Origin of the sequence: Streptomyces sp. SID12488 (assembly GCF_010548275.1) — a bacterium.
Classification (GTDB): domain Bacteria; phylum Actinomycetota; class Actinomycetes; order Streptomycetales; family Streptomycetaceae; genus Streptomyces.
Genome location: NZ_JAAGLT010000059.1, coordinates 1 through 20099 on the forward strand (window position 1 = coordinate 1; position 20099 = coordinate 20099).

The 20099-nt window shown below is 70.8% G+C and carries 17 protein-coding genes and 1 pseudogene; 6 read left to right on the top strand and 12 right to left on the bottom strand.

What is annotated here, in order from left to right; all coding sequences use genetic code 11:
• Positions 1-405 precede the first annotated feature (405 nt).
• Positions 406-759 (bottom strand): VOC family protein, encoded by a 354-nt coding sequence (locus tag G3I56_RS41865; RefSeq protein WP_164418660.1) that lies wholly within the window; start codon positions 757-759, stop codon positions 406-408.
• A gap of 59 nt (positions 760-818) precedes the next feature.
• On the opposite strand from G3I56_RS41865, the gene G3I56_RS41870 reads away from it, so the two are divergent.
• Positions 819-1691 carry a universal stress protein gene (locus G3I56_RS41870; protein ID WP_164418662.1) on the top strand — a complete coding sequence of 291 codons (873 nt, stop codon included), beginning with the start codon at positions 819-821 and terminating at the stop codon, positions 1689-1691.
• A gap of 1 nt (position 1692) precedes the next feature.
• Here the strand turns inward: G3I56_RS41870 and G3I56_RS41875 are convergent, their stop codons facing one another.
• The 3 genes from G3I56_RS41875 to G3I56_RS41885 all read right to left on the bottom strand — a co-directional run bounded on the left by G3I56_RS41875 (position 1693) and on the right by G3I56_RS41885 (position 4465).
• Positions 1693-2952 (bottom strand): DUF4032 domain-containing protein, encoded by a 1260-nt coding sequence (locus G3I56_RS41875; RefSeq protein WP_164418664.1) that lies wholly within the window; start codon positions 2950-2952, stop codon positions 1693-1695.
• A 54-nt stretch (positions 2953-3006) separates the two neighbouring features.
• Entirely contained in the window at positions 3007-3747 is a 741-nt protein-coding gene (locus G3I56_RS41880) for an MBL fold metallo-hydrolase (protein WP_164418665.1), read from the bottom strand.
• Between the two features lie 91 nt (positions 3748-3838).
• Entirely contained in the window at positions 3839-4465 is a 627-nt protein-coding gene (locus G3I56_RS41885; protein ID WP_164418667.1) for an alpha-ketoglutarate-dependent dioxygenase AlkB, read from the bottom strand.
• 126 nt (positions 4466-4591) lie between these two features.
• On the opposite strand from G3I56_RS41885, the gene G3I56_RS41890 reads away from it, so the two are divergent.
• Together G3I56_RS41890 and G3I56_RS41895 are read left to right on the top strand one after the other, a co-directional pair.
• On the top strand, positions 4592-5233 hold the full coding sequence (locus G3I56_RS41890; protein ID WP_164418669.1) for a TetR/AcrR family transcriptional regulator: 642 nt from the start codon (positions 4592-4594) through the stop codon (positions 5231-5233).
• A gap of 17 nt (positions 5234-5250) precedes the next feature.
• The gene (locus G3I56_RS41895) at positions 5251-6924 is read left to right on the top strand and encodes an FAD-binding dehydrogenase (RefSeq protein ID WP_164418671.1); all 1674 of its coding nucleotides are present in this window, start codon (positions 5251-5253) and stop codon (positions 6922-6924) included.
• On the opposite strand, the gene G3I56_RS41900 is transcribed toward G3I56_RS41895, so the two are convergent.
• A complete protein-coding gene (locus tag G3I56_RS41900) occupies positions 6921-7295 on the bottom strand; it encodes a DUF488 family protein (RefSeq protein WP_164418673.1) in 375 nt (124 codons plus the stop codon). The genes G3I56_RS41895 and G3I56_RS41900 overlap by 4 nt on opposite strands.
• Before the next feature lie 160 nt (positions 7296-7455).
• Here G3I56_RS41900 and G3I56_RS41905 point away from each other — a divergent pair, with 160 nt between their 5' ends.
• A complete protein-coding gene (locus tag G3I56_RS41905; protein WP_164418675.1) occupies positions 7456-8880 on the top strand; it encodes a M1 family metallopeptidase in 1425 nt (474 codons plus the stop codon).
• Positions 8881-8936: 56 nt separating this feature from the next.
• On the opposite strand, the gene G3I56_RS41910 is transcribed toward G3I56_RS41905, so the two are convergent.
• Complete coding sequence (locus G3I56_RS41910) at positions 8937-10154, bottom strand: saccharopine dehydrogenase C-terminal domain-containing protein (RefSeq protein WP_164418677.1); 1218 nt, start codon at positions 10152-10154, stop codon at positions 8937-8939.
• Positions 10155-10267: 113 nt separating this feature from the next.
• Between G3I56_RS41910 and G3I56_RS44935 the strand changes: the two are divergent.
• Positions 10268-11007 (top strand): annotated as a pseudogene (locus G3I56_RS44935) (TetR/AcrR family transcriptional regulator).
• Positions 11008-11040: 33 nt separating this feature from the next.
• Positions 11041-12345 carry an MFS transporter gene (locus G3I56_RS41920; protein ID WP_164418679.1) on the top strand — a complete coding sequence of 435 codons (1305 nt, stop codon included), beginning with the start codon at positions 11041-11043 and terminating at the stop codon, positions 12343-12345.
• 10 nt (positions 12346-12355) lie between these two features.
• Here the strand turns inward: G3I56_RS41920 and G3I56_RS41925 are convergent, their stop codons facing one another.
• The 6 genes from G3I56_RS41925 to G3I56_RS41950 form a co-directional block, all read right to left on the bottom strand.
• On the bottom strand, positions 12356-12811 hold the full coding sequence (locus G3I56_RS41925; protein WP_164311969.1) for a cyclic nucleotide-binding domain-containing protein: 456 nt from the start codon (positions 12809-12811) through the stop codon (positions 12356-12358).
• A 394-nt stretch (positions 12812-13205) separates the two neighbouring features.
• Positions 13206-14099 (bottom strand): Gfo/Idh/MocA family oxidoreductase, encoded by an 894-nt coding sequence (locus G3I56_RS41930; RefSeq protein WP_164418681.1) that lies wholly within the window; start codon positions 14097-14099, stop codon positions 13206-13208.
• Positions 14100-14199: 100 nt separating this feature from the next.
• Positions 14200-16110, bottom strand: a complete 1911-nt coding sequence (locus tag G3I56_RS41935) for an AMP-dependent synthetase/ligase (protein ID WP_164418683.1) — start codon at positions 16108-16110, stop codon at positions 14200-14202.
• 183 nt (positions 16111-16293) lie between these two features.
• On the bottom strand, positions 16294-18486 hold the full coding sequence (gene glgB, locus G3I56_RS41940) for a 1,4-alpha-glucan branching enzyme (RefSeq protein WP_239135443.1): 2193 nt from the start codon (positions 18484-18486) through the stop codon (positions 16294-16296).
• A gap of 44 nt (positions 18487-18530) precedes the next feature.
• Positions 18531-19907: a phosphotransferase gene (locus G3I56_RS41945; protein ID WP_164418687.1), complete on the bottom strand. Its 1377-nt coding sequence runs from the start codon at positions 19905-19907 to the stop codon at positions 18531-18533.
• Positions 19908-19935: 28 nt separating this feature from the next.
• The coding region (locus G3I56_RS41950; RefSeq protein ID WP_203691917.1) for an alpha-glucosidase C-terminal domain-containing protein at positions 19936-20099 on the bottom strand (164 nt) is incomplete at its 5' end.

Sequence of the window (20099 nt, forward strand, 5' to 3'; positions counted from 1 at the left end):
TGCCGGGCGGCGAAGCGTGCTCAGCCACGAGACGGCAGCCGCCTGATAGCCACACCCAGCACCCCTGGGTGACCCAACCCTACGAATGGCTCGATCAACCCGATCAAGAAGGTAGAGCCGCCTGACCAGCATGGAGGAGGTATTCGGCAAGCGCAGCTCCAGTCGCGTGGAACGAAGTGGGGCCATGGGGTAGATCTTGGCGAACCACGTACAAGGGTCGCAGTAGTTCCCGAAAACACGCGTTACCCGGAGCACCTGTCTACGGTCATGATGACGGTCCGCGTCGCGTCCGCGGCCTGTGCCATACGTCTCCCACCCCGAGCGGTCGGAATCACCGGGCGGCGTCAGCCCGGTGCCGCGCCGCCTTCGACCCATCGAATGTTCGATCGCCCCGCTTCGCTCCGGTCAGCTCTTTCGTGCGCCGAGCACGCAGAACTCGTTGCCCTCCGGGTCCAGGAGCGTGGTCCAAGGCTGCTCTCCCTGGCCGATGTCCGCGTGGCGCGCCCCGAGGGCCAGCAGACGGGTGACCTCGGCCTGCTGGTCCTCGGGCCGGAAGTCGAGGTGCAGCCGGTTCTTGACGGACTTCGCCTCCGGGACCCGTACAAAGAGGAGGCCGGGCATCTGGTCAGGCGTCGGGCGGATCTCGTACTCCTCGGGGGAGTCGTCGACCACCGCCCAGCCGAGCGCCTCGGCCCACCAACGCCCCAGCGCCGCCGGGTCCGCCGAGTCCACGATCACTTGTTCCCACTGCAAGGTCATGGGCACACGATAGTGAACACTGGGCCCGGTAAGCATGATCACGACACGGAGGGAACCGTATGACGCGCCCGATCACGGCAGGGGTGGACGGAACGCCCGAGAGTCACGCAGCGCTGGCCTGGGCGGCCCGGGAGGCCGTACGCCGCGACCTCGCACTGCGGGTGGTGCACGCCTGGGAGCTGGTGCCGGACCAGGCGTTCGGGGCCGCGACCCGGGAGACCCACGACCAGTGGGTGCGGGAGGGGGCGGACGAGGCCGCGCGGAGCGTCGCCGAACGCCATCCGGAGCTGGACCTGACCGTCGACGTGGTCGAGGGCGGCGCGGCGGACTCGCTCGCCGAGGCCGCGGCGGACGCCGAGATGCTCGTGCTCGGCTCCCGAGGGCACGGGGCCGTCGTCGGGTTTCTGCTCGGCTCCGTCGGGCAGCACGTGATCGCCGAGTCCACGCGGCCCGTCGTCCTCGTCCGCGCGGAGGACCGCGCCTCGGACGAGGCCGCCGGCCGTGAGGTCGTCGTGGGGCAGCAGGGCGATCCGGAGGAGAGCGCGCCGGCCCTGCGGTTCGCGTTCGAGGCCGCGGCGGCTCGTGGTGCGGCCGTCCGCGCCGTGCGCGCGTGGAGCCTGCCGCCGGTGTTCGCGTACAGCCCGGGCTCGCTGAAGCTCCTCGACGAGGCCGGGGGCATGGAACCGTACGAGAAGAACGCGCTCGCCGCCGCGCTGGAGCCGTGGCGCGAACGCTTCCCCGAGGTGCAGGTCACCGAGCACGTGGAGATGGGCAGCGCGGGGGAGGTGCTGCTGTCGGTGGCCTCCCGGGCGCAGCTCCTGGTCGTCGGGCGGCGCGCCCGCCGCTCGGCCGTGGGCGCGCGGATCGGCTCGGTCGCCCACGGCGTACTGCACCACGCGCGCTGCCCGGTGGCCGTCGTCCCGCACGAGTGACTCAGACGGGCGGCGCCTCCGCTGTCTCCTCCTCCGTCGGCAGGGGCAGCGCCTGGCGGGCCTTGGGCAGGATGTTGGCGATGTAGTCCTTGACCGCCGTGTCCAGGCCGATGTCGTGCTGCGCCCGCTCGGAGAGGAACCAGCGGTGTTCCAGGAGCTGGTGGTAGATCTCGGCGGGGTCGACGTTTCCGCGCAGCTCGCGCGGGACCTCTCGCACGGTCGGCCGGAACACCTCACGCACCCAGCGGTGCGCGAGCACCTCCGGGCTGGCACCCAGGGGGTCGCCGGGCTCGTAGTCGTCCTGGGTGGCCATCCAGCTCTCCAGGTCGCCGAGGAGCCGCCGCGCCTGGTTCTCCTCGGTGTCGAGCCCGGTCAGCCGCAGCAGTTGCCGCTGGTGGTGGCCGGCGTCGACGACCTTCGGTACGAAGGTCACCGTGTCGCCGTTCGAGGAGTGCTCGATCTGCATCTCGGCCACGTCGAAACCGAGCTCGTTGAGGCGCCGGATGCGGCGCTCGATGAAGTGGTACTTGCCCGCCGGGTAGACGGAGGTGCGGGTCAGCTCCTGCCACAGCCGCTGGTAGCGGGCGCAGATCTCCATGCCGAACTCGATCGGGTCCACGGAGGGGTGCAGCGCCCCGGACGCCTCCAGGTCCAGCAGCTCACCGCTGATGTTCACGCGGGCGAGGTCGAGGTCGTACTCGCGCTGACCGTTGCTGAGCTGCGGGTGCAGATCGCCCGTCTCGGCGTCGACCAGGTACGCGGCGTACGCGCCCGCGTCGCGCCGGAAGAGGGTGTTCGACAGGGAGCAGTCGCCCCAGGCGAACCCGGCGAGGTGGAGCCGCACCAGCAGGACGGCCAGCGCGTCCATCAGGCGGTGCATGGTGGCCGGGCGCATCGTCGTCTCGAACATCGAGCGGTACGGCATGGAACCGCCGAGGTGCCGGGTGATCAGCACCGGCTCCAGGGCGCTGCCGTCCTCGTCGGCGCGTCCGGTGACCACGGCCAGGGGGTCGACGGCCGGGATGCCGAGCCGGTCCAGGTCCCGCAGCAGCTCGTACTCGCGCAGGGCGGGGCGTTCCGCCAGCTCCTTGACGGCGATCACCTCGTCGCCAGCGCGTGCGTAGCGCACGACGTGCCGGGAGATGCCGCGCGGCAGCGGGACGAGGTAGCGGTCGGGCCACTCCTCCAGGGGGAGGTGCCACGGCAGTTCGAGCAGGAGTGCGGGGTGCTCGGGGTTGGTGGCGCTGATCTGCAATGCCATGGCTCGACCGTTCTCGTATTGCTGGTGATCGTCACCTCACTGTAGAGCGCCGCCTCACAGGGCCCGCTCCCGCGCCTGCCGGGCCGCCTCCGGCACGCTGCCGTGGTGCACGGGCCCGTGGCCGGGGAGCAGAACGTCGGCCGAGAGCTTTTCCAGCAGGTCCAGCGAGGCCACCGCACGCTCGCGCTCATGGTGGAACATGTCGGGCAGCAGCTGCGGGCCCTTGAGCCGGGCGGTCGGGTGCCCGCTGACCAGGGCGTCGCCGGAGACAAGAACCCCGGCGTCCGGGAGGTGGAAGGCGCAGTGCCCGTCCGTGTGCCCCGGGGTGTGGACGGGGACGGGCCCGCCCGGCAGGTCGAGCACCTCCGGGAACGGGTGCGGCTCGGCGACCGGGACCTGGGCGGTGCCGCCGGAGCGGATCGCGTGCACCGCCCAGGGGAGCACGCCGGGCCGCCAGCCGTTCTTCAGCACCTCTCCGACGCTCACCTGGTGCAGGAAGTCCCGGCGCGCGTGCGGGACTTCGGCTTCGTGTGTCAGCACCGGCGTGCCGTAGGTGGAGCGCAGGTACTCGGCCGAGCCGATGTGGTCGTTGTGGGCGTGCGTGACGAGTATCGCCGCGACGGCCTCCGGCGAACTCCCCACCTGCGCGAGCGAGTCGAGGACCAGCTGCCGGTCGCCGGGGTATCCGGTGTCGATCAGGGTGGCGCCGTCCCCCTCGGTGAGGATCACCCAGTTGGTGTTGCTTCCGTGTACGAGGTAAATGCCATCGGCGACTTGCTGGACGTCTGCCCGCATGATCTTCCCGTTCTGCAGTTCGCTGCCGGATGACGCACAGCAAATCAGACGGCGGGGGAGTGGCTCATGACGGGGCGGGCCGCCCGCTGCCTCACTGCACCCCGCGCGGCCGGAACTGGACGCTGATCCGCGGACCGGCGGCCCGCGCGCTCTTGGGTACGGCGTGCTCCCAGGTCCGCTGGCAGGAGCCGCCCATCACGATCAGGTCCCCGTGACCCAGCGGACGTCGCACCGTCTCGCCGCCACGCACCGGCCGTAGGAGCAGGTCGCGCGGGGCGCCCACGGAGAGGATCGCGACCATGGTGTCCTCGCGCGCACCGCGCCCGATCCGGTCCCCGTGCCAGGCGACGCTGTCCCGTCCGTCGCGGTAGTAGCAGAGTCCGGCCGTGGTGAAGGGCTCCCCGAGTTCGGCCGCGTAGTGCGCGCCGAGCGCGTCCCGCGCCTGCGCCAGCACCGGGTGCGGCAGCTCGTCCGCCTCGCCGTAGAAGGCCAGCAGCCGAGGGACGTCCACGACCTGGTCGTACATCTTCCGGCGCTCGGCCCGCCACGGGACCTCGGCCGCGAGCTGTTCGAACAGGGCGTCCGCTCCGTGGAGCCAGCCGGGGAGTTCGTCGATCCAGGCACCGTGACCCAGTGGAGTGCGGCGCGTTCCGGCCAGTGCGCCGAGCCGGAGTTCGTCGGTCTGGTCGAAGAGGGAACCTTGGAGATGCGCGGCCATGGCACCAGCGTACTCCCATATTCGAATATATGTTCCTATTCGTGGGGTGGCGCAATCTCATCCCCTTGAACCCTTTGGATACATCGACGTATCGGATACATTCCTGTATCGAACGGAGGGCCGGACATGGCGGTCGAGGGGACGACGGGGCGGGTGACCAAGCGGCGCGTGCGGACGCGCGCCAATCTGCTGGAGGCCGCGTTCTCGGTGTTCGCCGCGAAGGGGTTCGGGCGGGTCTCCATCGAGGAGGTCTGTGAGGCAGCCGGCTACAGCAGAGGCGCCTTCTACTCGAACTTCGACAGCCTCGACGAGCTGTTCTTCGCCCTCTACATAGAGCGTGCCGGTCTGATCGCCGACCAGGTCGCGGGCGCGCTCGCCCTGGACGGTCCGGATCTCGACGTGCCCGCGGCCGCCGACCGGGTCACCGAGGTCCTGCTGCTCGATCTCGACTGGCTGCTCGTCAAGACCGACTTCCTGGTCCACGCGGCCCGGATCCCGGCCGTCGCGCAGACCCTCCTGGAACACCGCGAGAGGCTGCGACGGACCGTCGCGGACCGGCTCGCCCGGGCCACCGGACACACCGAACTGCCCGCCGTACTCGGCGACACCGAGGGCGCCGCCCATGCGGTGATCGCCGCGTACGACGGGGTCACGACCCAACTGCTGCTGGACAAGGACGTCGAGCACGCGCGCGCGTGGCTCAAGCAGCTGCTCACCGCACTGCTCACCGACGGCAGCGACAACCCGGCCGCGCGCAGCGGCGGATGAGAAAGGGAACGGTCGCCATGGATGCGGACGTCATCGTCGTCGGAGCCGGCCTCGCCGGACTGGTCGCGGCACACGAACTGACCAGCAAGGGCCGACGGGTCGCGCTCGTCGACCAGGAGAACGCCGCCAACCTCGGCGGCCAGGCCTTCTGGTCGTTCGGCGGGCTGTTCCTCGTCGACTCACCGGAGCAGAGACGCGTAGGCATCAAGGACTCCTTCGACCTCGCCTGGAGCGACTGGCAGGGCAGCGCCGGGTTCGACCGCGTCGACGACGAGGACTCCTGGGCGGTGAAATGGGCGCGCGCCTACGTCGAGTTCGCCGCAGGGGAGAAGCGGTCCTGGCTCGCCGGCCACGGCATCTCGTTCCTGCCGACGGTCGGTTGGGCGGAACGCGGCGACCTGCGAGCCCACGGGCACGGCAACTCCGTACCCCGCTTCCACGTGTCCTGGGGCACCGGCACCGGAGTCGTCGAACCCTTCGTGCTCAGCGCCAAGGAGGCGTCCCGAGCCGGACTGCTGACCTTCTACCACCGTCACCAGGTCGACGAACTCGTCGTCACGGAGGGCGCGGTGCGCGGCGTACGCGGCACGGTCCTCGCCGAGGACACCTCGCCGCGCGGAGTGGCGTCCAACCGGGACCGGATCGGCGACTTCGAACTCACCGCCCAGGCCGTGATCGTCACCACCGGCGGCATCGGCGCCAACCACGACATCGTGCGCCGGTACTGGCCCGAGCGGCTCGGCACGGCGCCGACCGACATGGCCACCGGTGTACCCGCCTACGTCGACGGGCGGATGCTCGACATCAGCGCCGAGGCCGGAGCGCGTCTCGTCAACCGGGACCGCATGTGGCACTACACCGAGGGCATCCAGAACTGGAACCCGATCTGGCCCGGTCACGGCATCCGCATCCTGCCCGGCCCGTCCTCCATGTGGTTCGACGCGCTCGGGCGCCGCCTGCCCGAACCCTGCCTGCCCGGGTACGACACCCTCGGCACCCTCAAGTACCTGCGCACCACCGAGGACATCGCCGAGCACGACCACTCCTGGTTCATCCTCACCCAGCGGATCATCGAGAAGGAGTTCGCCCTGTCGGGCTCCGAGCAGAACCCCGACATCACCGCCAAGAACCGCAAGGCGTTCCTCAAGGAGCGCATCCTCGGCAAGGGCGCCCCCGGCCCGGTGGCCGACTTCGTGAAGCACGGAGCCGACTTCGTGGTCGCCGACAACCTCGACCAACTCATCGGGAAAATGAACGAGTTGACCGACAAGCCGCTGCTCGACGTGGACCGGGTGCGCCGCCAGATCGAGGCCCGCGACCTCCAGATCGCCAACCCGTACAGCAAGGACGCGCAGATCCAGGGCATCCGCAACTCCCGCCGCTACATCGGCGACCGGCTCGGCCGCACCGCCTCCCCGCACCGCATCCTCGACCCCGAGGCCGGCCCGCTCATCGGCGTCAAGCTCCACACCCTCACCCGCAAGACCCTCGGCGGCATCCAGACGGACCTCGACTCACGGGCGCTGGGCGCGACGGGCGAACCCGTCGAGGGGCTGTACGCGGCCGGTGAGGTCGCCGGCTTCGGCGGCGGCGGCGTCCACGGCTACAACGCCCTGGAGGGCACCTTCCTCGGCGGCTGCCTGTTCTCGGGCCGCGCGGCCGGGCGGCCGGCGGCGCGGGCGACCGCCTAGGGTTCCCCGTCGCCGGACGTCAGTAGTCCGGCGAGTACTGAGGCATGGCTCCGGTCAGGGGCCCTGGCGGCGGTGACAAGCGTCGCCGGGCCCTTGGCGGCCAGCTCACGCAGCGCTTGCAGGGGTTCGGCCGCCTCGGGCGTGGCCAGCTCCGCCTCGTAACGGCGCCGGAACTCCTCGTAGGCGTCGGCCGCATCCTCCTGGGAGTGGTACCAGCGGCGCAACTCGGTCGACGGGGTCAGTGCCTTCGGCCACTCGTGGACCTGCGCCACGTCCGTGGACAGGCCGCGCGGCCACAGCCGGTCGACCAGGACGCGTACGCCGTCGTCCGGCTCGGGAGGTTCGTGGACACGACGGACGCGGACGGTCACGGGGCCTCCGGCGGGGTGCGATGCGCGTGCGGTGACCGAAAGAATGATGTGTTCGCCCGCCGGGTCTCGCAACTTGACCAGAAGGAGGAAGAATTCGCGCGGTGGCGCCTCTAGGGTGAAAACCCTGAAGATGATCACACCCAATATCGTAGGAGTTCGCGTGAGACCCCCCAGGAAGTACGCAGGCACACGCACCGCGGTCCTCCGTCGTGACGCCGTCGTCGCGACCGTGCCCGTCGCCCTCGCGGCCCTGCTGGCCGCCGCCGCACCCGCGAGCGCCGCGACGACAGGCGCCTCCGGTGTCGGAGACCCGTACTTCCCGCTGTCCGGAAACGGCGGCTATCACGTCGCCCACTACGACCTGAACCTCCGCTACGACCCCGTGAGCCGCCGCCTCGACGGCAAGGCCGTGCTCACCGTCCGCGCCACCCAGAAGCTGACCCGCTTCAACCTCGACCTCAGTGGCTTGAAGGTCACCGCCCTCACCGTCGACTGCGTGAAGGCCGGTTTCCGGCGCTCCGGGCAGGAACTGATCGTCAGCCCGCGCCACGCCCTGAAGAAGGACCAGACATTCCGGGTCGCCGTCACCTACTCCGGTGTCCCCAAGGCGGTCACAGACCCGGACGGATCGAAGGACGGCTGGATAGCCACCGACGACGGCGTGTTCGTCGCCGGTGAGCCGCAGGGATCCATGAGCTGGTTCCCCGGCAACAACCACCCCAAGGACAAGGCCTCGTACGACTTCACGATCACCGTCCCCAAGGGGCGCACCGCGGTCGCCAACGGTGTATTCCTGGGCCAGAAGACCGTGGGCGGCAAGTCCACCTTCCGCTGGCGTCAGTCCGAGCCGATGGCCGCCTACCTGGCCACGGCCACGGTCGGGAAGTTCAACGTCGAGCAGTACACCACCCGCGGCGGCATCAAGGTCTACAACGCCGTCGATCCGCGTGAGGCCTCCGCCGCGGCGCCCGTGCTGAAGAAGCTGCCGTCCGTCCTGGACTGGGAGGCCAAGCTCTTCGGCCCCTACCCGTACAAGGCCGCCGGAGCCATCGTCGACCGCGCCCCGCAGGTCGGCTTCGCACTGGAGACACAGACCCGTCCCGTGTACGACCAGGCACCCGATCTCAGCACCCTGGTCCACGAGAGCGCCCACCAGTGGTTCGGGGACTCCGTCGCCCTCACCAGCTGGAAGGACATCTGGCTCAACGAGGGCTTCGCGACCTACACGGAGTGGCTGTACGCGGAACAGCACGGCGGCCCGAGCGCCCAGAAGACCTTCGACGGCCTGTACGTCACGGCCAAGGACGACGACCTGTGGTCGTTCCCGCCCGCCGACCCGGGCAGCGGAGCGAACATCTTCGGCAGGCCCGTCTACGACCGCGGCGCCATGGCCCTGCACAAGCTCCGCAAGGCGGTCGGTGACCCCGCCTTCTTCAGGATCCTGCGCACCTGGGCCACCGACCACCGAGGCGGGCACGGTACGACCGCCCAGTTCACCGCCCTCGCCGAGCGAGTCTCCGGCAAGGACCTGGATCAGCTGTTCCGGACCTGGATCGGCACGAAGGGCAAGCCCTCCGCGCCGTAGAACCTCCGCGCCCCAGCACCGCCCGACTCCCCGGGCTGCGGCCCGGGGAGGGCACCTCACTGCTCGCGCATGCCCCACGGCGAGCCGTACGCCGTCAGCAGGTCCAGGAACGGCCGGGCCGGGAACGCCTCCGGGCCGAGGACACCCGAGCCGGACCAGGCGCCGGACGCGACGAGTTCCAGGGCGACGACCGGATTGACGGCCGTCTGCCACACCACCGCCTGGGAGCCGTACTCCGCCATGGACCACTGGTTGTCGACCACGTGGTACAGGTACACCTCGCGCGGCGCCCCGTCCTTCGTGCCCTTGACCCACGTACCCGCGCACGTCTTGCCGTGCATGCGCTCGCCCAGCGTCGCCGGGTCGGGCAGACACGCGGCGACGACGTCCCGGGGCGACACGGCGACCGGGCCGGAGGCGCTCGGGACGGTCACGGGGTCGGTGCGGTCGAGGCCCAGCAGGTGCAGCGTCCTCAGGGTCTGGATGAACTCGTCGCCCAGGCCGTACTTGAAGGTGACGCGGCGCGCGTCGATCCAGCGCGGCACGAGCAGCACCTCCTCGTGCTCGACGTTCACACACTCCACCGGGCCGATGCCCTCGGGGAAGTCGAACACCTCCGGCTCGCTGAAGGGTTCCGTGGTGAACCAGCCCAGGCCGGACTCGTAGACGACCGGCGGGTTGAGGCACTCCTCGATCGTCGTCCAGATGCTGAAGGACGGCGCGAAGTCGTAGCCGTCCACGGTGAGGTTCGCTCCGTCGCGGATACCGATCTCCTCGATCTCGTCGAAGAGTTCGTCGGCCGCGTACCGGGCGAACACATCGGACATGCCAGGCTCCACACCCATGCCGACCAGGGCCAGCGCACCCGCCTTCGCCCACTCGTCCGACGCCGCGAACTGTTCGTCGCCGAGCTTGACCCCGCACTCCTCGTACGGCCGCTCGGCATGCGGGCGCGACAGGGACATCGCCATGTCGAGGTAGGTGACCCCGGCGGCGCCCGCCGCGCGGAACAGCGGCATGACGAAGCGCGGGTCGGTCGCGTTGAGCAGGACGTCGCACCCGTGCCGGGCCAGCAGCTCCGCCACCGCCGCCTCGTCGGAGGCGTCGACCCGCTCGGCCACGAACCGCTCCCCGGCATCGAGCGCCGCGACCGCGGCCTCGGCCCGCGCCGGGTCGTAGTCGGCCACGACCATCAGGTCGAAGAAGGAGCGCCGAGCGGCGATCCGGGTGATCGCGGTCCCCACACCGCCGGCTCCCACGAGCAGCACACGCATGGCAAAACTCCCTTTTTGCGAAGGTTCCGATGCTGTTGTCCGCCGATCCAACGCCTCGCCGCCGTCTAAGGTCAATGGCGTTGGCGTAAGAACGGGAAGCGGGAGGGGTGGCCGTGCCGAAGCAGGTAGTGCCGGAGGAGAAGCGGCGGCGCCGCCGTCCCACCAGGAGCGGCACCGTGCTGTCCGAGCGGCTGATCGTCGACACGGCCCTGCGCATGCTCCGCGAACACGGCAGCGCCGGCCTCACCGCCCGCCGCCTGGGCCTGGCCCTGGACGCCGACCCCAGCACCCTCTACCGCTACTTCCGCGGTATGGACGACCTGACCCTCGCCATCGGCGACGCGCTCATCGGCCAGGCGCTGCACGGCTGGCGGCCCACCGGGGAGTGGCAGAGCGACCTGCGCGCCGTCGGGCTGCGCATCCACGCCGTGTACGTCGCCCATCCGCAGGCCGCCGTCCTGACCGCCAGCCGTGTCACGGGCCGCGCCAACGAACTGGCCGCCGACGAGGCCATCCTCGACGTCCTGCGCACTGCCGGTTTCCCGCTGCCGGAGACCGTACGGATCTACCACGCCTTCATCGACCAGACGCTGGCCTTCGCCGCCCTCGACTCCGCCTCCCTGGCCCTGCCCCGCGCCAGCCTCACCGCCGACGAGGACATGTGGCGCTCGACCTACGCCCGCCTGCCCCGCAGCACCCACCCCCGCATCGCCGAAGCGGCCCCCTGCTCGCCGCTCGCATGGTCGCCAGCGCCTATCCCGCGGCCCTCGACATGCTGCTGGACAGTGCCGCACGGACGCTCGCCGGAGAAGGCCCCGGCAGCGCCTACAGCACCTGTGATATTGAAAGCTGAGCCGATTGGATGTAGCGAGCAACCAGGACTCCCGTGGACCCCAGCAACAGCAGCACCGGCAACGACTCGGGCCCTCAGCCGACCGCGCCCGCCGACGTGCCCGGCCCGGGAGGCCGCCGCTGGGCCATGGACACCCGGCCCCTGCGCCGCCCTGCCTACCGCCGCCTGTGGTCCTCGACCGCCGTCACGGCCGTCGGTAGCCAGCTCACCGCCGTCGCCGTGCCCAAGCAGATCTACGACATCACCGGCTCCTCCGCCTGGGTCGGCTACGCGAGTCTGGCCGGACTCCTGCCCCTGGTCGTGTTCGCCCTGTGGGGCGGCGCGATCGCCGACAGCATGGACCGCCGCAAGCTCCTGCTGATCACCAACACCGGCATCGCCGTCACCTCGCTGCTGTTCTGGATCCAGGCCCTCGTCGGCCTCGACTCGGTGGCGACCCTGATGGTCCTGCTTGCCCTCCAGCAGGCGTTCTTCGGCCTGAACTCACCGGCCCGCAGTGCCGTCGTCGCCCAACTGGTCCCCGAGGATGAACTCGCCGCCGCCAACGCCCTGGGAATGACCGTCCTGTACACCGGCCTGGTCGCGGGACCGCTGCTCGCCGGCACCCTCATACCCGTCATCGGCCTCGCCGAGCTGTATCTGATCGACGCGCTCGCCCTGTGCGTCACCCTGTGGTCCGTCGTACTGCTGCCCCCGCTCCCGCCGGGGCCGGCGGCCTCCCGGAAGGCGGGCGCACGGGAGATCGTGGCCGGGTTCCGCTACATCGCCCTGCACAAGGTGCTCCTGCTCTCCTTCCTCGCGGACATCGTCGCCATGGTCTTCGGCATGCCCCGCGCCCTGTTCCCGCAGCTCGCCGCCCAGACGTACGCCCCCTACGGGGAGGGACTCGCCCTCGGCCTGCTGTTCGCGGCGATCCCGGTGGGCGCGGTGCTCGGCGGCCTCTTCTCCGGCACGTTCTCGCGGGCGCGGCGGCACGGCTGGATGGTGATCGGTTCGGTCGTCGCCTGGGGGCTGGCGATCACGGGCTTCGGGCTGAGCACCAGCCTGTGGGCGGCGGTGGCGTTCCTGGTCGTCGCCGGAGTCGCCGACATGGTCTCCGGTGTCTTCCGGGTGGCGATCCTGATGTCGGCGGCGACCGACGAGATGCGCGGCCGGATGCAGGGCGTCTTCACAGTGGTCGTCGTGGGCGGTCCCCGCCTGGCCGACCTGCTGCACGGCACCACGGCATCCGCCCTGGGCCCCCGCACCGCCGTCGCCGGCGGTGGACTCCTGGTCGTCGCCCTCACCCTGGCCCTGACGGCCGCGATGCCGGCGCTGCGCCGCTACCGCGTCCGGTGACCGGCACTCGTTACCCGGGCCCCCGCTTGTACAGGGAGTAGTCCTCCATCAGCCTGCCCCGGGTCAGCTCCAGCCGATGGGCGAGGATCTCGGCGATGACCCGCACCAGCTGCAGCCCGAGGGCCGGTTCCTCCTCGCAGAGTTCGAGCACCGACGCGGCGTCGAACTCGTAGGCGCGTACAGGGCTGAAGGCCTCGGCGCCGAAGTCCCACCGGTGGGGAGGGAAGAGCCAGGACCAGCCGAGCAGGTCGCCCGCGCCGAGGCTGGCCACGGTCACGCGCTGCACAGGCGTCACCTGCTGGACCAGGGAGACCGCACCGGAGCGGACGACCCAGAAGCGGTCGGCGGTGTCGCCCGCCTCGAAGATCCTGAAGTCCTCGGGAAAGGACACCTCCGTCGCGAGCGAGAGCAGACGCTCACGGCGGGGCGGGGGAAGGGCGGTCAGCAGCTTTGTCGCTTTGGTCATGAGCAGGGCTCCTCGCCGGCTATCCGGAGGGAAGGCGTCGGCCGTGGCAGCGCACCCCCGGCTCAGGTGGCTTCCCCTCCATCCATTTCAGCCGTTGCGGACGCGCCGGGCACCTCGGAGGAAGGCATGAATCTGATTTTTGACAGAAGAAGGCCCTGGCTGGACGGGGGAGACCAGCCAGGGCCGTAGGTGGTGGCACGCGGAGGGCGGTCGCCTCGCGGCGAAAGGCTCCATGGGGCTTCAGCCGAACGATCTTCCCCATGGGCTATGGGTGAGGCCCGGGGACACTGTCCCCTCCGCAGCCACATACAGAAGAACGGCCGACCCCGCCGGGTTGTTCCGCGTCCACGCCCACGCCGGGCGTGATCCACGTCACGCCGGTTTCGAGGATGGCTCAGGCCTCGGACACCTGGGCCATCAGCGTCTGCAGATGAAGGCCGCGACGGGCGTCGAGCTCGCCGGACACCCCGGTGCGTACGGCGGTCGCGAACTCGCGGCGCAGCACCGGCCAGCTCTCCTCGCTGTCGAGTTCGGAGCTGTCGAACACCAACTCCGGCCCGGAACCGAAGAGTTCGACGCGGGCGACGCCCTGCGCCACGTTCACCGAACCGGACAGGGAGGCCTGACTGACCGCACCGTTCTCGTGCTCACAGGTGAGCTCGATCCAGCGGCGCGGATCCCCGGTCCCGCGCACCCGTGCGATCCGCCCCACGGATGCGTCGAGCAGGTCGAGGACATGCGGCCCCAGATCGAGCAGCGCGCCGTGCTCGAGCCGCCAGGGGGTCGCGAACGCGCCGCCGAGGAAGGCATCGGTCAGAAAGCACGCCCGCGCGCCGAACACGTCCGCTTCGCTCGCCGCCTTCAGGAACCGGCGGGTCTCGGGGTGGTAGCGGTTCGTCAGGGTGACCTGGGAGACGACCCCGGCCTCGTCGATCGCGTCCACCAGCCGCCGGGCCGCCCCGAGATCCTCGGCGATCGGCTTCTCCAGCAGCAGCGCCTTGCCCGCCTTCGCGGCGAGAAGGGCCAGCTCGGCCTGAACGGCGGGCGGTACGGCGAACGCCAACGCCTCGCAGGAGTCGAGCAGTTCCTCGAACCGGGCGGCGACCGGGGCCCCGTACGGTGCCGCCGTCTCCTGGGCCGCCTCAGGGCGGCGCGCCCAGACCCCGGCGAGCTCGGTCTCGGGCCCGGCGGCCAGCACGCGCGCGTGCACCCCTCGCGCCCAGGGGCCGGCACCGACGAGCCCGACCTTGACGGGCGCGTGCGACCACGGTGCGGCGGTACTGGTCACGGCAGGGTCCAATCCGTACGGGAGGCCGATACGGAGATCACTGTGCGGGCCCGCCCGCCGTACCGTCAACCAGGATCCGCACCGCGTACGCGCCGTGTGCTCAGCGGAACACGTTGTCCGAGTCGTCCCAGTGCGCGAGTTCGTCCGCCGCCGCGTTCGGCCGGGGAGAGCGTGTCCTGGCCTGGTACATCGCGTCGATCTCGAAGGCGTAGTGCCGCACGATCGCGTCCCGGCGCAGCTTCATCGAGGGGGTCAGCAGGCCGTTGCTGAGGGCGAAGGGCTCCGCGAGGACCCGGAACACCCGGATCGACTCCGACCGCGACACCGTGCTGTTGGCGGCGGCGACGGCACGTCCGATCTCCTCCCGCAGGGCGTTCTCCTCGCGCGCCTGGCGGTGCGGCATGTCCTCCTGCAGGGCCAGCGACGCGCGCCAGTGGGCGAGGAAATCCGGGTCGAGGGTGATCAGGGCGCCGATGCACGGCCGGTTGTCGCCCACGATGACCGCCTGGTGCACCAGCGGATGCATCCGCAGCCGCTGCTCCAGAGCGGCCGGGGCGACGCTCTTGCCGCTGCTGGTGATGATGATGTCCTTCTTGCGCCCGGTGATCGTCAGATACCCCTCGGTGTCCAGCCGCCCGATGTCCCCGGTGGCCAGCCAACCGCCCCGCAGCGCTTCTCGTGTTCCGGCGTCGTCATGGACGTACCCCTGGAAGACGGAGGTGCCGTACACCAGGATCTCGCCGTCCTCGGCGACCCGGATCTCCGTGCCGGGCAGCGGCTGCCCGACCGTCCCGAACTTCTCCCGGCCCACGGGCTGCGCGGTGACGCCGCCGCTGGTCTCGGTGAGGCCGTAGCCGTCGTGGACGAGGATGCCGATACCCGAGTAGAACAGGGCGAGTTCACGGTTGAGGGGTGAGCCGCCCGACACTGCCCCGCACACCCGTCCGCCGAGGGCGGCACGCAGTTTGCGGTACACCGTCCGTTCGTAGAGGGCGTGTTGGAGCCGCAGGTCGAAACCGGGCCCGGAGCCCGTTCCCAGCCGCTGGCGTTCGACAGCCGTCGCGAAGTCCCGCGCGGTACCGACGGCCCGCTCGAACAGGGCGCCCCGGCCCGCTTTCTGGGCGGCGCGCAGGAAGTTCTTGTAGATCTTCTCGAACACAGACGGCACCGCGTACAGATACGTCGGCCGGAAGGAGAGCAGCGCCGCCGACAGCGCCTCCCCGCTCAGGTCGGGTTCGTGGCCCATGAGCATTCCCCCGCGCAGGCACAGGCCCTGGATCATCAGGCCGTACACGTGTGAGAAGGGCAGGAAGGCGAGGACCCTGGGCTGTTCGCCGGGCGGTGCCGCGGTGTGTCGCCAGCCGGCGAGCAGGGTGTCGCACGGGCTGGCCAGGCTGCGGTGGCTCAGGGCGCAGCCGCGGGGATGCCCGGTCGTGCCGGACGTGTAGGCGACCACCGCGGCCGAGTCCGGCAGCACGATCCGGCGCATGGAGTTGACCGTCGTCGTCGCCACCTTCCGCCCCAGCTCCACGAGTTGGGACAGGGCTCCGTCGTCCAGCTGCCACACGTTGCGCAGCAGGGGCAGCGAGGTGCACACCGAGCCGACGGTCATGAGGCCCTGTTCGTCCTCGACGACGACGGCACTGCACTGCGCGTCCGCGAGGATCCAGGCGACCTGGTCGCGCGAGGAGGTCGGATAGATCGGCACGACCTCGGCGCCCACCGCCCAGAGCGCGTAGCAGAGCACCGTCCACTCGTAGCGGGTACGGGCCATGATGGCCACGCGTTGGCCCGGTGAGATGCCGGAGGCGATGAACCCCTTGGCGAGATCGACGACCTCGTCCCGCAGCTCGGCGGCCGTCACCTGCGTCCAGACCTGTTTGGCCGGGTCGGGGCGGCGCGAGAGCTGCGGCAGGTTCGGTTCACGGAGCGCCGTGTCGAAGACGCTGTCGGCGAGTCCACCCGTCATCGGTGCGGCGACGGTGGGGGGAGCGAGGGCGAAGTCGCGCATGCGCTGCTCCTGGATCGTACTGACTGTGACCGCGCCGACGGTTGGAGTTATCGACGGTGACCGAATCTAGCTCAGGTGAAGGGCTTTGTTGTCGGGAACTGCGAACTCGTTTTTCCCGTGCGGGTTTCGGAAGTGGTTTTCCGTGAACCGCCCCTTGCGTCGACCTCATCACCCCACCCCACCTCAATTCACTTGACCTCGCCCACGCGCCGGCGTCAGCCACACCGTGGCGAGCGGCGGCAACGTCACCCGGACACACGCCGACCGGGGCGTCACCGCCTCGCGGTTGCGGATGTCGCTGCCGCCGTAGCGGGCGGCATCGGTGTTGAGGACCTCCTGCCAGGCGGGGACCGAACCGGGAACGTCGAGGCGGTAGTCGTGGCGGACCACCGGCGAGAAGTTGCTGACGGACAACAGGGGCTGCCGCTGTGCGTCGTAGCGGAGGAACGCGAAGACGTTGTCCTCGGCGGCGTCCCCGGCCACCCACCGGAAACCGGCGGGGTCGGTGTCGCGTTGCCAGAGGGCGGGGGTGCGCCGGTAGACGGTGTTGAGATCGCGCACGAGATCCCGGACGCCCCGGTGGTCGGGCTCCGCCGCGTACTCCGTGTCCAGCAGCCACCAGTCCGGCCCGTCGGCCTCGGACCACTCGGCGCCCTGCGCGAACTCCTGGCCCATGAAGAGGAGTTGCTTGCCGGGATGGGCCCACATGAAGCCGAGGTACGCGCGGTGATTCGCCCGTTGCTGCCACCAGTCGCCCGGCATCTTCGACACCAACGACCGCTTGCCGTGGACGACTTCGTCGTGGGAGATGGGGAGGACGTAGTTCTCGCTGTACGCGTACACCATGGAGAACGTCATCTCGTGGTGGTGGTGTTTGCGATGGACGGGCTCGTGCTGGACGTAGCCGAGCGAGTCGTGCATCCAGCCCATGTTCCACTTCAGCCCGAAGCCCAGCCCGCCGCTGTCGGTGGGCCGGGTCACCCCGTCCCACGCGGTGGACTCCTCGGCGACCGTCAGCACGCCGGGCACCCGCCGGTACACGGTGGCGTTCATCTCCTTGAGGAAGACGACCGCGTCGAGGTCCTCCCGCCCGCCGTGCACGTTCGGCGTCCACTGCCCGGAATCGCGCGAGTAGTCGAGGTAGAGCATCGAGGCGACCGCGTCGACCCGCAGCCCGTCGAGGTGGAACTCCTCGCACCAGTACACGGCGTTGGCGACCAGGAAGTTCCGCACCTCGGTCCGCCCGAGGTCGAACTCGTACGTCCCCCAGTCCGGATGCTCGGCACGCCGCGCATCGCCGGGCTCGTAGAGAGGTTCTCCGTCGAACCGGGCCAACGCCCACTCGTCCTTGGGGAAGTGTGCCGGCACCCAGTCCAACAGGACTCCGACACCGGCCCGGTGCAGCGCGTCGACCAGATACCGGAAGTCGTCGGGGGAACCCAGCCGGGCGGTCGGGGCGTAGTAGGAGGTGACCTGATACCCCCAGGACCCGCCGAAGGGGTGCTCGGCGATCGGCATGAGCTGCACATGGGTGAAGCCCAAGTCCTTTACGTACGCCGGAAGTTCGTCGGCGAGCTGACGGTATGTCAACCCGGGTCGCCAGGACGGGAGATGGACCTCGTACACGGAGAACGGCTCCTCGTGCGCTGCCGTGCCGGCCCGTCGTGCGAGCCACTCCTCGTCGCCCCACTCGTAGTGGGAGGCGGTGACGACGGACGCCGTCGCGGGTGGCACCTCGGTGCGCCGGGCCATCGGGTCCGCCTTCATGACCCGGCTTCCGTCCCGGCCCACGACCTCGAACTTGTACCGCTCGCCCTCACCCAGACCGGGCACGAACAGCTCCCAGACCCCGGAGGAGCCCAGTGACCGCATCGGATACCCGGTCCCGTCCCAGAAGGTGAAGTCCCCGGTCACCCGTACCCCGCGTGCGTTGGGCGCCCAGACGGCGAAGCGGGTGCCGGTGACGCCCTGGTGGGTCATCGGCTCGGCGCCCAGCGCCTTCCACAGCTCCTCGTGCCGCCCCTCCTGGATGAGATGCAGGTCCACCTCACCGAGCGCGGGCAGGAAACGGTACGGATCGTCGACCTCCGACTCACCGTCCTCGTACGACACCAGCAACGTGTAGTCGGGAATCGCGGCGGAGGAGGGATCGAAGGGGAGTACGGCACTGAAGAAGCCGTCACCGTCGTCGTCGAGTTTGTGCGGCAGCCCGTCGACCAGCACGCTCACACCCCGCGCGTGTGGGCGCAGCGCACGGAGGACGACCCCGCCACCGGGCCCGGGATGCGCGCCGAGCAGCGCGTGCGGGTCGTGATGGGTGCCGGCGAGCAGGCGCTGCTTCTCGCCGGGATCCCACAGGGCGTCGGGCCTGCCCAGGGAGGGAGTGTCGGGGAGGGAGGGGTCGTGCAGGGCCACAGTGGTCAGCCTCCTCGGACTGAGAGTCGTTCGATCGCCGCCATGGGGACGGGAAGCCAGTCGGGGCGGTGCCTGGCCTCGTAGACAGCCTCGTACACGGCCCGGTCGGTCTCGTACGCGCGCAGCAGCCCGTGGTCGCGGCGCGGATCCCACCCGGCCCGGGCCGCGTACCCCGCGCAGTAGGCCTCCCGGCAGCGCAGCGCCCACTCGGGGCGCCACGGCAGACGCGTTCGGGCGGCGTAGTCGAAGGAGCGGAGCATGCCGGCGATGTCCCGTACCGGCGACTGGGCGCTGCGGCGTTCCGCGAGCGGGCGGGACGGTTCACCCTCGAAGTCGATCACGAACCAGTCCCCGCCGGTACCGCCGGTGCGAAGCACCTGTCCGAGGTGCAGATCACCGTGGACGCGCTGCGCGGCCGGTCCGGCGTCGAACCCGGCCAGGGTGTCGAAGGCGGCACGCAGCCCGGGGGCGTACGGCCGCAACGCCGGTACGCAGTGCACGGCCGCGTCCAGACGCTCGCTCATCGCCGCCGCCGCACGCCTGCTGTGCCGCACGCCACCGGTGTCGCAGGGGAAGGCGGTCGCGAGGGCCAGGTGTACGTCGGCGGTGGCGCGCCCCAACTCGTGGGCCTCGTCGGTGAAACCGCGCCCCGCGGCGAGGGCGAGCAGGGCCAGCGTCCAGCCGTCGGAGGCGCCGGGCAGGAAGGGCTGGAGGACCCCGAGGGTCGCGTCCTGCGGCAGATCGGTCCGGAACCAGGCGGCCGGGGCGGGTACGCGGGTGCAGCCCTGCCGGGCGAGGGCCGCGGGCACCTCCAGGTCGGGATGGACACCCGGCTGGATACGTCTGAGCACCTTCAGGATGAACGAGTCGCCGTACACGAGCGAGGAGTTGGACTGCTCGACGTCGAGGAGACACGGCGGGAGTCCAGCGGGCACGGTGATGCCGGGGTCGGCCTCGAAGCGCAGGGCGCCGGTCGTGCCGGGGCGCCGGAGCCGCTCCAGCAGCAGTTCTGCCGCCCGGGGATCCTGCAGGGCGTCGTAGACCCACTGACCGGCCAGGGGCCCCTCGTGCGCGCGGCCGATGAGGGCCCGGCCGAGGCGCGGTGACGGGTGGTCCCGCAGGCCGAGGAGCAGTTGGTAGCAGTCGCCGGGCGGGGGAGGGCCGCCGGGGGTGGGGACGGCCGTGTGGCCGGTGCGGACGAGCAGGTGCAGACAGCCCGGAAACAGCTCGGTCATCGACGACAGGTCCAGGTCGGTGACGGGCCGGTCCTTGCCCGCGAACCAGCGCTGCCGGGGCAGCCACTCGCGCAGCAGACCGCCGAGCGAGGTCAGCGGGTCGGCGAGGGCCGTCCTGCCCGGGCGAAGAGATGCGGTCTTCGGCATGGTGATACCTCCTTTCGCGGGCAGACACTCACGATCGTCGGGAAGTGCTCGGGGTGACCGGGGGAAGCCGGAACCAGTAGAAGCCGTGGCCTGCGAGGGTGAGGAGGTAGGGGAGTTCGCCGATGGCTGGGAAGCGGACTCCGCCGATGAGTTCGACGGGGTGTGCGCCGCTGAAGGCCCGTAGGTCCAGCT